The sequence below is a fragment of the Dickeya poaceiphila genome (genome assembly GCF_007858975.2).
Lineage (GTDB): Bacteria > Pseudomonadota > Gammaproteobacteria > Enterobacterales > Enterobacteriaceae > Dickeya > Dickeya poaceiphila.
In genome coordinates, this window is sequence record NZ_CP042220.2 from 1336930 (window position 1) to 1350605 (window position 13676).

Consider the following 13676-nt stretch of genomic DNA (forward strand, 5'->3'; position numbering starts at 1 on the left):
AGTCACGGGCCGTCGTTTTGGCAGCGCTCCAACTGACAGAAACGTGCGTTATAAGGTAATTTCACCGTTAATCAACGTGTTACTGTGACCACCAATCCATGGCTGGCCGTCAATATAGGAAACATTGACCCGGCCATCGCGGTACAGCATGGTGCCCTGACGTACCCGATAACCGAGCTTGTGGTCCGCTTGTTCCGGCAACGAGCTGTGCTGAATCACTCTGGCGATGCAGGCGTTGGCACTGCCGGTCACCGGGTCTTCCACCACCGTATCATTGATCATAAAAAAGGCTCGTACTTCATAGTCGATTGGGCTGCCGTTGTCGTGCGGTCCGTAGATCGCTACGCCATTGGTTTGGCCGAGTTGTTGCAAGCGTTGCAGATGAGTGGCGTTAGGACGAGCCTCCAGGCAGGCGCGCGCGCTTTCCATTCTTACCGTCAGCCAGCGGAGCCCCATCTGTACGTTGACCGGGCGATGGCCTGGATGACGTAAATGGCTGCCGATCGCACTATCGAGCAACGCGTAATATTGCGGGTCGAGTTCTGTCATCGTGGCGTCCGGTGCGTGAAACGCAAGTTGGCCATCATCGCCAATCACCACCGGCACTAACCCGATACTGCATTGCTGGATGAGTTGATGCGGTACATGCGGCGTCAGGCCAGACTCCAGCAGTGCATGTGCCGTCCCCAGCGTTGGATGACCCGCGAACGGCAACTCTTCCGATGGGGTGAAAATACGCACCCGATAATCGGCCAGTGGGTTGTCCGGCGGCAGAACAAACGTGGTTTCCGATAAATTGGTCCAGTGAGCAATGGATTGCATCTGTTCATTGCTGAGGCCGTCGGCGTCCAGAATGACGGCCAGCGGATTGCCTTTAGCGGGATGAGAGCTGAACACATCGACCTGTTTAAAACGGCGTGATGACGGCATCTGATTTTTTTCCTTCTGCGATTCGTGACAATGCTCATTATGTACGCCTGACCATGTGCTGTCGTGTCTATTGTCGGTTGTGGGCAGCGCAAGGGAACGTAAAGGAGAGAGGTGACATTATTTTTGATTAAAAAATGCACGATGATCGCCGGGATTCTGCCTCCCGATTGTGGCATAATGCGCGCCAAATCACATTCCTAATCGAGTAAGTGCTGTGCTGGTAACCAATAATATTACGATGCAATTCGGCAGTAAGCCGTTGTTTGAGAACATTTCTGTCAAGTTCGGCGGCGGTAACCGCTATGGATTGATCGGCGCCAACGGCTGCGGTAAATCCACATTCATGAAGATCCTCGGCGGCGATCTGGTGCCGAGCGCGGGCAACGTCGCTATCGATCCGAACGAGCGGATCGGTAAATTGCGCCAGGATCAGTTCGCGTTTGAACAATACAGCGTGCTGGATACAGTGATTATGGGGCACGTCGAACTGTGGGAAGTGAAAGAAGAACGTGACCGTATTTATGCGCTGGGTGAAATGAGCGAAGAAGATGGCTACCGGGTGGCTGATCTGGAAGTCAAATACGGCGAGATGGACGGTTACAGTGCTGAATCGCGCGCGGGTGAACTGCTGTTGGGAGTGGGCATTCCGCTGGAGCAGCACTATGGGCCAATGAGCGAAGTTGCCCCAGGTTGGAAACTGCGTGTGCTGCTGGCGCAGGCATTGTTCTCCAATCCGGATATTCTGCTGCTGGACGAACCGACCAACAACCTGGATATCGATACCATCCGCTGGCTGGAGCAGGTGCTGAATGAACGTAACAGCACCATGATCATCATTTCCCATGACCGTCACTTCCTTAATATGGTCTGTACCCATATGGCGGATCTGGACTACGGCGAGCTGCGCATTTATCCCGGTAACTACGACGAGTACATGACAGCAGCAACACAAGCGCGTGAGCGTCTGCTGGCGGATAACGCGAAGAAGAAGGCACAGATTGCCGAATTGCAGTCGTTTGTCAGCCGTTTTAGCGCTAATGCCTCCAAATCGCGTCAGGCGACTTCCCGTGCGCGTCAGATAGAGAAAATCCAACTGGAAGAAGTGAAGGCTTCCAGCCGTCAGAACCCGTTTATTCGTTTCGAGCAGGACAAGAAACTGTTCCGTAATGCGCTGGAAATTGACGGACTCACGAAAGGCTTTGATAACGGGCCGCTGTTCAGTCAGATGAAAATGTTGATTGAAGTGGGTGAAAAGGTGGCGATTCTCGGTACTAACGGTATCGGTAAATCCACCTTGCTGAAAACACTGGTTGGTGAACTAGCGCCGGAATCCGGCACCGTCAAATGGTCGGAAAACGTGCGTATTGGTTATTACGCTCAGGATCACGAGTACGAATTTGACGGCGACTTGACGGTGTTTGACTGGATGAGCCAGTGGAAGCAGGAGAGTGACGACGAGCAGGCGGTACGCAGCGTGTTAGGGCGTCTGCTGTTTTCTCAGGATGATATCCGCAAGAAGGTCAAGGTGCTGTCCGGTGGTGAAAAAGGTCGGATGCTGTTTGGCAAGCTGATGATGCAAAAACCTAATATTCTGGTGATGGACGAACCGACCAACCACCTGGATATGGAATCCATCGAGTCGCTGAATATGGCGCTGGAATTGTATCAGGGCACGCTACTGTTTGTGTCGCATGACCGTGAATTCGTCAGTTCGCTGGCGACCCGCATTGTGGAAATCATGCCGGGTAAAGTGATTGATTTCAGTGGCAGTTATGAAGATTATCTGCGTAGTCGCGGAATCGAATAATATTCTGTGTTTCCAGAAAAAGCAGTCGCTTGTCGGCTGCTTTTTTTATTAGCTAAAATGTGAAACAGGATGAGGAACATCCTGAATAAAAAACAACCGCAGCGTACACTTTTATCTTTCGGTTCAACAGCGATATTATCTGGCGATTTTACTTTTAAAAGTAAAGTATCTAATGTAGCTATATTGGTTGGTGAAGACATGATGAATGTATACCCGTCATACTTCAAGTTGCAGGTGCGTTGGCTGCCTTCGCTCACCCCAATCACTTACTTGAGTAAGCTCCTGGGGATTCACTCGGTTGCTGCCTTCCTGCAACTCAAATTATTTAGGGTATAACTCAATAACAATAAAATAAAACCCGCCAAAGAGGATATTGATTAAAATGATTAAAAATCAAATGGATAATAATTTTATTATAACTGATATAAGTTACAGTTAAATCGATTAAGCTACTGTAGTTCACAGAAAAATATTTGATTTGTTACGTGTTGAGATGCCTTCTCATTTAATTTGGCAGATTGCGCGTTCGAAAAATAAATATCGCGGAGATCCTCACAGAAGACACATAAATAAAATGGTTATTCCCCGGCCAATTGATAGAGATCAAGTTGGTGATGTTATTCCCCTCATTATTCTATGCCGGCACGGAAATGTGTTACTCCGACTTGGCTACAGGAGAATAATAAAGAATGAATGGGGAAAATATGATGCTTTCCCGTCACGGCATCAATCGCCGCGATTTTATGAAGCTATGTGCCGCACTTGCCGCCACCATGGGGTTGAAAGAGGCCGCCGCCGCAGAAATGGCCCAGTCACTGACGTCTCCCCAGCGTCCGCCGGTGATCTGGATTGGCGCACAGGAATGTACCGGATGTACGGAATCCCTGCTGCGTTCGACCCACCCGACCATTGAAAATCTGCTGCTGAATACTATCTCGCTGGAATACCACGAAGTCCTCTCCGCCGCGTTTGGTGAGCAGGCGGAAGAAAACAAACACCGCGCTATCGAACAGTACAAAGGTAAATACGTACTGGTGGTAGACGGTTCCATTCCGCTAAAAGATGGCGGTATCTACTGCATGGTGGCCGGCAAGCCGATTGTCGAGCACATCCGTGCCGCTGCCGAACATGCCGCCGCCATTGTCGCCATTGGTTCCTGCTCTGCCTGGGGCGGGGTGCCAGCCAGTGGTTCTAACCCGACGGGGGCCGCTAGCTTGCAGACGGTGCTGCCGGGTAAAACCGTTATCAACATTCCTGGGTGCCCACCCAACCCGCATAACTTCCTGGCGACGATAGCGCACATCATCACTTATCAGCGTGCGCCAGCGCTCGACAGCCAGAATCGCCCCTCCTTCGCCTATGCTCGCCTGATTCACGAAAACTGCGAGCGCCGTCCACATTTCGATGCCGGTCGTTTCGCCAAAGAGTTTGGCGATGAAGGGCACCGTCAGGGGTGGTGCCTCTACCATCTGGGGTGTAAGGGACCGGAAACCTACGGCAACTGTTCAACGCTGGAGTTCTGCGACGTAGGCGGCGGTATCTGGCCGGTGGGGATTGGTCATCCGTGTTATGGCTGCAACGAGCAGGGCATCGGGTTTACCAAGGGTATTTTCCAGTTGGCTAACGTGGAAAATCCGACGCCGCGTGTTGAAAAGCCGTTGGTGACCAGCCCGGAAGGTGGCAACAGTTCTGCGACGGCCACCGGGCTTATCGGCGGCGTACTGGGGGCGGTAGCCGGTGTGAGCCTGATGGCCGTGCGCGAATTAGGTCGGCAGAAAAAACAGCAGGACGCCGGCAACGCATCCCAGGAGGGCTAAGCCGTGAACAGACGCAATTTTTTCAAGCTGGCGTCCGCGGGAGCACTACTGGCGGGTACGCCGCTGGTCAGTCAGGCGCAGGCCACCAACCGACCGCCGATTCCCGGCGCGCTCGGTATGCTGTATGACTCCACACTGTGTGTGGGCTGCCAGGCGTGTGTGAGCAAATGCCAGCAGGTCAACAAGCTGGAGTATAAACCAGACAGCGCGGTCTATTCCGGCGGTGCGGCGACCTGGTCCAACAATGACAAGCTCAGCCCGTACACCAACAACATCATTCAGGTATGGCGTAGCGGCGACGGCAAAAACAAGGATCAGGCGAAGGATGGTTACGCCTACATCAAAAAGCAGTGTATGCACTGCGTCGATCCTAACTGTGTGTCGGTGTGCCCGGTTTCGGCGTTGAAGAAAGACCCGAAAACCGGCGTGGTGCATTACGACGCCAGTATCTGTACCGGTTGCCGTTATTGCATGGTGGCCTGTCCGTTCAATGTACCGAAGTACGACTATGAGAACCCGCTTGGCAAGATCCACAAATGCGAGCTGTGCAATCAGCCAGAACTGGCAAGGCTCGACAAAGGCGGAATGCCGGGGTGTGTGGAAGTTTGTCCGACCGGGGCGGTGATTTACGGCACCCGCGAGCAACTGCTGGAGGAAGCGAAACGCCGGCTGGCGCTTAAGCCGGGCGATGAATACGCCTACCCACGCCAGACGTTGGACAGGAAAGACACCTACCTGCACACCGTGCCGAGCTATGAGCGGTATGTTTATGGCGAAAAGGAAGCGGGTGGCACGCAGGTGCTGGTGCTGGCTGGAGTGCCGTACCAAAACCTGGAAATGCCGGCGCTGGATTCGTTGTCCACCGGTGCGCGTTCAGAGCATATCCAGCACACGCTGTATAAAGGCATGGTGCTGCCGCTGGCGGTACTGGCCGGGTTGTCGGTACTGGTGCATCGCAATACTCGCGCTGAGCGGGAAGAGACGCACGACTCACAGGAGAAACCTCATGACGGCGCATAAAGCAAGTCCGTTGGGCGGTCGGCTGGTGAGCTGGCCGGTGATGCTGCTGGCTCCGCTGGTGGCGATTTGCGCGATCCTGATCGTGAAACGTCTGTTTCTGGGGATAGGCTCCGTTGCCGATCTTAACGGCGGCTACCCGTGGGGGATCTGGATCGCGTTTGACCTGCTGGTCGGCACCGGCTTTGCCTGCGGCGGTTGGGCGCTGGCCTGGGCGGTATACGTGTTTAATCGCGGTGAATATCACCCATTGGTGCGTCCGGCGCTGCTCGCCAGCCTGTTCGGCTATTCGCTGGGCGGATTGTCGATAACCATCGACGTTGGCCGTTACTGGAACCTGCCGTACTTTTATATTCCCGGCTATTTCAACACCAATTCGGTGCTGTTTGAAACCGCGGTATGTATGACTATCTACATCGGGGTGATGGCGCTGGAGTTCGCGCCGGTGGTGCTGGAGCGTTTCGGCTGGCATGTGTCGCTGAAACGGCTCAACAAAGTGATGTTTTTCATCATTGCGCTGGGAGCGTTGCTGCCGACGATGCACCAGTCATCAATGGGATCGTTGATGATTTCCGCCGGTTACAAGGTACACCCGCTGTGGCAGAGCTATGAACTGCTGCCGCTGCTGTCGTTGCTGACCGCATTCATCATGGGCTTTTCGATCGTGATTTTCGAAGGCTCGATGGTGCAGGCGGGTCTGAAAGGGCGCGGGCCGGATGAGCAGGCGCTGTTTCGCAAACTGACGGTGCTGACGCGGGTGCTGGTCTTGCTGTTTATGGTGTTGCGCCTCGGCGAGATTATCTGGCATCAGAAAACCGCATTGCTGTTCGCCGGTGATCGCTTCTCGCTGATGTTCTGGTGTGAGATGGCGCTGATGCTGATGCCGCTGCTGATACTCCAGCAGTCGCGCGGCCGTCAGGATGCCCGCTGGCTGTTCGTCAGCGCGCTCAGCATGTTGTTCGGCGCGGCATTGTGGCGACTGAGTTACTCGCTGCTGGCGTTCAATCCGGGCAACGGCTACCACTATTTTCCCAAAGCGCAAGAGATCCTGATTTCCATTGGCTTCGTCGCCATTGAGGTCTGCGCCTACATCTTGTTAATCCGCCTGCTGCCGGTACTGCCCGCGCTGAAAGGCGAACATACGCATCATCAGGCTGAGGTAAAGCATGAGCCAACGCATCACCATTGATCCCATTACCCGTATCGAAGGGCATCTGCGCATTGATTGCGAAATTGAAAACGGCAAGGTCACCAAAGCCTGGTCATCCGGCACCATGTGGCGTGGCATGGAAGAGATTGTTAAAGGGCGTGACCCGCGTGATGCCTGGATGATCGTGCAGCGTATCTGCGGTGTCTGCACCACGGTACATGCCATCGCCTCGGTGCGTGCGGTGGAAAACGCGCTTGGCCTGAATGTGCCGGTCAACGCCCAGCACATCCGCAACCTGATTCTGGCAGCGCACAGCATTCATGACCATATCGTGCACTTCTATCAGTTGTCGGCGCTTGATTGGGTGGATGTCACTTCCGCGCTGAAGGCCGACCCGCAGAAAGCGGCGGCATTGCTTAACGGGTTGTCCGACTGGCCGCTGAATAACGCTGCCGAGTTCACCAAAGTGCAGCAGAAGCTCAACGATCTGGTCGCCAGCGGTCAGTTGGGGATTTTCGCCAACGGTTACTGGGGCCACCCGGCGATGTCGCTGCCGCCGGAAGTAAACCTGATTGCCGTCGCCCACTATCTGCAGGCGCTGGAATGCCAGCGTGACGCCAACCGTATCGTGGCGATTCTGGGCGGCAAGTCGCCGCATATTCAGAACCTGGCGGTCGGCGGCGTGGCTAACCCGATCAATCTGGATGCGCCGAGCGTACTCAACCTGGAGCGGTTGATGTACGTGAAAAGCTTTATCGACCGGTTGGGCGATTTTATCGAACAGGTCTATAAGGTGGACTGCGCGGTGATCGCCGCCCACTATCCGCAGTGGCTGACGCTAGGACGCGGGGCTGATCACTATCTGAGCGTGCCGGAGCTGCCGACCGACAACAAAAACGGCAGCTTCCTGTTGGCGGGCGGGTATATCGAAAACAGCGACCTGTCGAGCTACCGGCCAATCACCAGCCACAGCGATAAATTCCTGATCGATGGCATCCGCGAGAGCGGTAAACACGCCTGGTATCAGGATGATCAGCCGCTGGCGCCGTGGGAAGGGTTGACCCGACCTCACTACACCGGCTGGCAGGAGGACGGCAAGTATTCGTGGGTGAAATCGCCGACCTTCTACGGCAAAACCGTGGAAGTAGGGCCGCTGGCCTGGCTGTTGTGCGGGCTGGCCGCGAAGCATAAAGACACGCTGGCTCACTTCTCTCAGGTCAAAGCCGCTTATCAGACGCTCAGCGGTCATCAATTGGAAGAGAAACATCTGCACTCCACGTTGGGTCGGGTGATTGGTCGTACGGTGCACTGCTGCGTACTGAAAGATACGCTGGCGCAGCAATGGCAAGCGCTGGTGGACAACATCGGCAAAGGCGATCACCAAACCTTCATCAAACCGGACTTTTCACCAGACACCGAATTCCACGGCGTCGGTTTTGGGGAAATGCCGCGTGGCATGTTGTCGCACTGGGTGGTGTTTAAAAACGGCAAAATCACCAACTATCAGGCGGTGGTGCCGTCCACCTGGACATCCTGCCCACGTAACGGCGAGGACAAGCCCGGTCCGTACGAGCAATCGTTGGTGGGTACGCCGGTGGCAGATCCGCACAAACCGTTGGAAGTGGTACGTACCATCCACTCCTTTGACCCGTGCATGTCCTGTGCGGTGCACGTAGTGGATACCGTGAATGGCAATGAAGTGACGCGGGTGAAGGTGCTGTGATGAACATACTGGTGCTGGGGATCGGCAATATTTTGCTGAGTGATGAAGGGGTTGGGGTGCGTCTGGTGGAACAACTGGAGCGGCGTTTTGACTGCACGCCCGTCGTTGACGTGGTGGATGGCGGCACCTGCGGCATGGAGCTGATGGAATGCATGGCCGGGCGCGATCACTTGATCGTCGCCGATGCGGTGCTGACCGGTCAGTCGCCGGGCAGTGTAACGGTGCTGCGTGACCGTGAAGTCCCGGCATTGTTTACCCGCAAGATCTCCCCGCACCAGTTAGGTCTGGCTGATGTGCTGATGGCGCTGCAATTGACCGGCGAATTTCCCCGCCAATTGACGCTGGTTGGGGTAGAGCCAGACGTGCTGGATTCCGGTATCGGCTTGTCCGATACCGTCACCCGTGCGCTGGAACCGGCGTTACAGCACATCATCGCCGCACTGCGCCAGAGTGGCGTGACGGTGACGGAGAAGACTGCACAGGAGGTGTGTGGTGACTGATATTTTTTCTGCTTCGCCACGCGACGGCGGTAATAATCCGCCGTTAATACCCGACGAGCGCAAAGAATTGGTGTGGATTGCGGGGCATGATCAGAGTCCGGCGGCCTGGCTGGAAACTGAGTTCAGCCGCATTGCGCAACAGCGTATGCGGCAATTGCCGTTTTACCGTGACGGCATTCCGGTACGGGCTTGTGGATTTACCTTGTTTGAACAGCAGTGGTTCGGCTGCCTGTTGACGCCATGGATGATTAGCCTGTTGGTTTTGCCCGGTCCTGGGCAGCAATGGCCGCGGCGTAATCTGTCCTCCCGGTTGGCGCTGGAGCTACCGTGCGGCAGCGTGAAGTTTGTGGTGAGCGAGAGTGATGACGGGCAGCAGTATCTGTCCTGCTCGCTGATGTCGCCGCTGGACCCGGCGCTTGGTGCGGAACAGGCGCTGCAACTGGCGCAACAAAGCGCACGCATGGCGCTGTCGTTGCCGGTGCAGGATGCCGATGCGCCAGAAAACCTGAGTCGCCGCGCGCTGTTCAGTCGTTATCGGAGTGAACGACATGCATGAAGTTTCTTTGTGCTACAACGCACTGGAGTTGATTGAGCAGCAGGCGCGTCAGCATGGTGCCCGCCGGGTCACCGGCGTCTGGCTGGAAATCGGCGCGTTGTCTTGCATTGAAGAAAGCTCGTTGCAGTTTTGTTTTGAGTCGGTCTGTCGTCAGACGATGGCGGAAGGCTGTCAGTTGCATCTGTCGGTGCGTCCGGCACAGGCCTGGTGTTGGGAGTGTAGCCAGCCGGTGGAAGTGACCGACCACGACAGCGGCTGTCCGCATTGCGGCAGCTATAGCCTGCGAGTTGAAAGCGGAGGCGATAGCCTGCAACTAAAGCAATTGGCGGTTGAATAACACGTTGCTGTTATGCAGCGTGTCATCAGTAAAAAACGGTCTGGTTGACCGGAGGAGTCGTATCAATGTGTACCACATGCGGTTGTGGCGAGGGAGAACGCCGGATAGAGGGCGATGAACCTGCGCATTCACACCACCATCCCCATACGCACGATCACCACCACGAACATAGCCACAGTCATGATCATGTGCATTCGCATCCTCACCATCATGACCACGATCACGGGCATGACCATCATCATGACGACGTAGCGCCCAGTGTGATTATTCATCATCACCATTACTATTATCACCATGGCGATGTGCATCACCATTATCATGGTGCCGCGCGTCACGAGCATGAAGATGATGGGCATGGGCACTATTCCCATGGACATCACGCGCATGAACATCATTCTCATGCACATCATAGCCACCATGACCACGCGCATCATTCACACGAACACACTCTGCCGGAAGAACGTTTCCAGCCGGTGGAGCAGCAACACCACCTGCACTACGGGCAGGGCGCGGCAGGTACTCACGCACCGGGTATCGGCCAGCAGCGGTTGTTGCAGATAGAAATGGATGTGCTGAGTAAAAATAACCAACTGGCGGCGCATAACCGCGAGCATTTCGACGCCGACCAGATTCTGGCGTTGAATCTGGTGTCCAGCCCCGGCTCCGGCAAAACTACGCTGCTGACCAATACCTTGCACTTGCTGCGTGAGCGCGTGCCGTGCGCGGTGATCGAAGGCGACCAGCAAACCACGAACGATGCTGAACGCATTCGCGCTACCGGCGTACCCGCGATTCAGGTTAATACCGGCAAAGGCTGTCATCTGGATGCGCAGATGGTGCATGACGCCATGCACCGACTGCAACTGCCAAATCAGAGCCTGCTGTTTATCGAAAACGTTGGCAACCTGGTGTGTCCCGCCGGTTTCGATTTGGGGGAACGGCACAAAATCGCGGTGTTGTCGGTCACTGAAGGCGAAGACAAACCGCTTAAGTATCCGCACATGTTTGCCGCGGCATCGCTGATGATCATCAACAAGATCGATCTGTTGCCGTATCTGGATTTCGATCTCGACGCTTGTGTTGCTAACGCGCGTCGCGTTAATCCGCAGATCGAGGTGATTGCGTTGTCTGCGCGTACTGGTGAAGGGATGGAAGCCTGGTTGGCCTGGCTGGAAGCCCAGCTTTTGGGGGCGCAAACGCCGTCACAACCGTCACTGCTGTCAGGGGTCTAACCATGTGTTTGGGCGTTCCCGGTAAAGTGGTCGCTGTCGGGCCGGACCTGCATTATCCGGCACGGGTGGATGTGTGTGGTGTACAGCGCGAGGTAAATATTGCGCTGGTATGTGAAGGCGATCCGGCAGAGTTGGTAGGCCAGTGGGTACTGGTGCATGTCGGTTTCGCCATGAGTTTGCTCGATGAGCAGGAAGCACAGGAAACGCTGGCGGCGCTGCAATCCATGCAGGCGGTTGGACTGGAGCTGGATGAAGTCAGGCAAACCGGAGCCATTTATGCAGTACGTTGATGAATTTCGTGATCCCGCACTGGCGAAATCGCTATTGCAGCGCATTCAGGCGCTGGTTGATGACATGCCGCATTTAAAGGCGCGCCCGTTGCAACTGATGGAGGTGTGCGGCGGGCATACCCATGCCATTTTCAAGTTCGGTATTGACCGGCTACTGCCGCCGGAAATCGAGTTTGTGCATGGGCCGGGTTGCCCGGTGTGCGTACTGCCGATGGGGCGGATCGATGCCTGTCTGGAGATAGCCGCTCGCCCGGAAGTGATTTTCTGCACCTTTGGCGATGCCATGCGAGTGCCGGGCCGCAACGGTTCGTTGCAGGATGCCCGCCGCCACGGCGCTGATGTTCGGGTGGTTTATTCCCCGCTGGATGCGCTGGCGCTGGCGGAACAATTTCCTGATCGGCAAGTGGTGTTCTTCGGACTGGGATTTGAAACCACCATGCCGAGCACCGCGCTGACCCTGCAACAAGCCAAACGCCGTGGTATCCACAACTTTTCGCTGTTTTGCCAGCACATTACCATCATCCCGACGCTGAAAAGCCTGCTGGAGCAGCCGGATTTGCGCATTGATGGTTTCCTGGCGCCGGGACATGTCAGTATGGTGATTGGCGCGTATCCTTATCAGCCGCTGTGCCAGCAGTTCCATAAACCATTCGTGGTTACGGGTTTCGAGCCGCTGGATATCCTGCAGGCGCTGTTGATGCTGGTGCAACAACTGCATGATGAACGTTGTGAAGTGGAAAACCAGTATCGTCGTATTGTGCCGGACAGTGGTAATACGCTGGCGCAGCAGGCGATGGCCGAGGTATTTGAAACCAAGGCCAGCAGTGAATGGCGTGGGTTGGGCGAAATTGCCAATTCCGGTATGCAATTGCGGGCGGAGTACGCTGAATTTGATGCCGAGCGCCGTTTCAAACCACAACAGCAGCAGGTAGCGGATGAGCCGTTATCGCGTTGCGGTGATGTGCTCACCGGGCGTTGCAAACCGGGTGATTGCCCGTTGTTTGGTCAGCGTTGTACACCGCAAAATGCTATCGGCGCGTTGATGGTGTCCTCAGAAGGCGCTTGCGCCGCTTATTACCAGTATCGACGGGAGTGCGCCTGATGAAGAACACCTTATTGCCAAAAGAAATTACCCTGGCGCATGGCAGCGGCGGGCAGGCAATGCAGCAGTTGATCGAAGGCCTGTTCCTGCAGGCGTTCGATAACCCATTATTAGCGGAACGTGAAGATCAGGCGCGTTTGTCGCTGGCGGAGCTGAATGCCGAGGGTGATCGGCTGGCGTTTACCACCGACAGCTATGTTATCGACCCGATCGAATTCCCCGGTGGTAATATCGGCAAGCTGGCGGTATGCGGCACCGCTAATGATCTGGCGGTGAGCGGCGCAGTGCCGCGTTACCTCTCTTGTGGCTTTATTCTCGAAGAGGGGCTGGCGGGAGAAACGCTACTGCGCATCGTCAATTCGATGGCGCAAACCGCCCGCGACGCCGGTATCCAAATCGTCACCGGTGATACCAAAGTGGTGCCGCGCGGTGCAGCGGACAAAATTTTCATCAATACCGCAGGTATTGGCGTGATTCCACCACATGTGCAGTGGGGCACCGGTGAAATTCGCCCCGGTGACCGTTTGATCGTCAGCGGTACGCTGGGAGATCATGGTGCCACTATTCTGAATTTACGCGAGAAACTGGGACTGGAAGCAGAACTGACCAGCGATTGCGCGGTACTGGCGCCGTTGATTGCGCCGCTGCGCCAGATTGACGGCGTACGCGCTCTGCGCGATGCCACCCGTGGCGGGGTGACGGCGATTTTGCACGAGTTCGCTCAGGCCAGCGGTTGCGGCATGGAAGTGCAGGAGAGCGCGTTACCGGTCAAAACGGCGGTGCGCGGCATCTGTGAACTGCTGGGGCTGGAAGCACTCAATTTCGCCAATGAAGGTAAACTGGTGCTGGCGGTGTCGCCAGAAGCGGAAAGCCGGGTATTGGACGCATTACAGTCTCACCCGCTGGGGCGCGATGCAGCAGTAATAGGCAGCGTCACCGACAAAAAACAGGTACGCCTGTGCGGCGTATTCGGCACCTCCCGCCTGCTGGATTTACCCCACAGCGAGCCCATGCCGAGGATTTGCTGACAAGCAGCTGTTGATAAACAGCCGAACTGTTTTTATCGGCAAGATGGTGAGGGATTTCGTGCGCGATAAGCCATATGGTTTCTCTGTTATTTCGTCGCACGCACGACAAGGAGAGGCTCAAACGCCGCCTCTCCTTGACCACTGGCTGGTAGCTAAACTGTGCCGCTGCGCGGTCCCTTCGGCGTTC

The 13676-nt window shown here is 55.7% G+C and carries 13 protein-coding genes; 12 read left to right on the forward strand and 1 reads right to left on the reverse strand.

What is annotated here, in order from left to right; translation table 11 throughout:
* Positions 1-48: 48 nt before the first annotated feature.
* Entirely contained in the window at positions 49-930 is an 882-nt protein-coding gene (locus Dpoa569_RS05835; protein WP_146411144.1) for a PhzF family phenazine biosynthesis protein, read from the reverse strand.
* A gap of 214 nt (positions 931-1144) precedes the next feature.
* Between Dpoa569_RS05835 and Dpoa569_RS05840 the strand changes: the two genes are divergently transcribed.
* The 12 genes from Dpoa569_RS05840 to hypE all read left to right on the forward strand — a co-directional run bounded on the left by Dpoa569_RS05840 (position 1145) and on the right by hypE (position 13489).
* Entirely contained in the window at positions 1145-2737 is a 1593-nt protein-coding gene (locus Dpoa569_RS05840; RefSeq protein WP_042871733.1) for an ABC-F family ATPase, read from the forward strand.
* A 689-nt stretch (positions 2738-3426) separates the two neighbouring features.
* A complete protein-coding gene (gene hybO / locus Dpoa569_RS05845) occupies positions 3427-4554 on the forward strand; it encodes a hydrogenase 2 small subunit (protein ID WP_071604329.1) in 1128 nt (375 codons plus the stop codon).
* Positions 4555-4557: 3 nt separating this feature from the next.
* Complete coding sequence (gene hybA / locus Dpoa569_RS05850) at positions 4558-5574, forward strand: hydrogenase 2 operon protein HybA (protein ID WP_042871728.1); 1017 nt, start codon at positions 4558-4560, stop codon at positions 5572-5574.
* Positions 5561-6760, forward strand: a complete 1200-nt coding sequence (gene hybB / locus Dpoa569_RS05855) for a Ni/Fe-hydrogenase cytochrome b subunit (RefSeq protein WP_042871726.1) — start codon at positions 5561-5563, stop codon at positions 6758-6760. The genes hybA and hybB overlap by 14 nt, the downstream gene beginning before the upstream one ends.
* Positions 6738-8444, forward strand: coding sequence for a hydrogenase 2 large subunit (gene hybC / locus Dpoa569_RS05860; protein ID WP_042871724.1), 1707 nt, complete (start codon positions 6738-6740; stop codon positions 8442-8444). The genes hybB and hybC overlap by 23 nt, the downstream gene beginning before the upstream one ends.
* The gene (locus Dpoa569_RS05865; protein WP_042871722.1) at positions 8444-8944 is read left to right on the forward strand and encodes a HyaD/HybD family hydrogenase maturation endopeptidase; all 501 of its coding nucleotides are present in this window, start codon (positions 8444-8446) and stop codon (positions 8942-8944) included. Before hybC ends, Dpoa569_RS05865 begins: the two co-directional genes overlap by 1 nt.
* 46 nt (positions 8945-8990) lie before the next feature.
* Positions 8991-9500, forward strand: a complete 510-nt coding sequence (gene hybE / locus Dpoa569_RS05870) for a hydrogenase-2 assembly chaperone (protein ID WP_050569554.1) — start codon at positions 8991-8993, stop codon at positions 9498-9500.
* A complete protein-coding gene (hypA, locus tag Dpoa569_RS05875; protein WP_146411147.1) occupies positions 9493-9837 on the forward strand; it encodes a hydrogenase maturation nickel metallochaperone HypA in 345 nt (114 codons plus the stop codon). The genes hybE and hypA overlap by 8 nt, the downstream gene beginning before the upstream one ends.
* A gap of 65 nt (positions 9838-9902) precedes the next feature.
* Positions 9903-11069: a hydrogenase nickel incorporation protein HypB gene (gene hypB / locus Dpoa569_RS05880; RefSeq protein ID WP_050569487.1), complete on the forward strand. Its 1167-nt coding sequence runs from the start codon at positions 9903-9905 to the stop codon at positions 11067-11069.
* Between the two features lie 2 nt (positions 11070-11071).
* Entirely contained in the window at positions 11072-11359 is a 288-nt protein-coding gene (gene hybG / locus Dpoa569_RS05885; RefSeq protein WP_013318684.1) for a hydrogenase maturation factor HybG, read from the forward strand.
* Positions 11346-12461, forward strand: a complete 1116-nt coding sequence (gene hypD / locus Dpoa569_RS05890) for a hydrogenase formation protein HypD (protein ID WP_042871717.1) — start codon at positions 11346-11348, stop codon at positions 12459-12461. Before hybG ends, hypD begins: the two co-directional genes overlap by 14 nt.
* Positions 12461-13489: a hydrogenase expression/formation protein HypE gene (hypE, locus tag Dpoa569_RS05895; protein WP_042871715.1), complete on the forward strand. Its 1029-nt coding sequence runs from the start codon at positions 12461-12463 to the stop codon at positions 13487-13489. The genes hypD and hypE overlap by 1 nt, the downstream gene beginning before the upstream one ends.
* The last annotated feature ends 187 nt before the right edge of the window (positions 13490-13676 follow it).

Excerpts from the sequence above, each read along its gene's own strand:
- Dpoa569_RS05835 (WP_146411144.1), bottom strand. The coding sequence starts at position 930 with ATGCCGTCATCACGCCGTTTTAAACAGGTCGATGTGTTCAGCTCTCAT.
- hybO (WP_071604329.1), top strand. The coding sequence starts at position 3,427 with ATGAATGGGGAAAATATGATGCTTTCCCGTCACGGCATCAATCGCCGC.
- hybB (WP_042871726.1), top strand. The coding sequence starts at position 5,561 with ATGACGGCGCATAAAGCAAGTCCGTTGGGCGGTCGGCTGGTGAGCTGG.
- hybC (WP_042871724.1), top strand. The coding sequence starts at position 6,738 with ATGAGCCAACGCATCACCATTGATCCCATTACCCGTATCGAAGGGCAT.
- Dpoa569_RS05865 (WP_042871722.1), top strand. The coding sequence starts at position 8,444 with ATGAACATACTGGTGCTGGGGATCGGCAATATTTTGCTGAGTGATGAA.
- hypA (WP_146411147.1), top strand. The coding sequence starts at position 9,493 with ATGCATGAAGTTTCTTTGTGCTACAACGCACTGGAGTTGATTGAGCAG.
- hypB (WP_050569487.1), top strand. The coding sequence starts at position 9,903 with ATGTGTACCACATGCGGTTGTGGCGAGGGAGAACGCCGGATAGAGGGC.
- hybG (WP_013318684.1), top strand. The coding sequence starts at position 11,072 with ATGTGTTTGGGCGTTCCCGGTAAAGTGGTCGCTGTCGGGCCGGACCTG.
- hypD (WP_042871717.1), top strand. The coding sequence starts at position 11,346 with ATGCAGTACGTTGATGAATTTCGTGATCCCGCACTGGCGAAATCGCTA.
- hypE (WP_042871715.1), top strand. The coding sequence starts at position 12,461 with ATGAAGAACACCTTATTGCCAAAAGAAATTACCCTGGCGCATGGCAGC.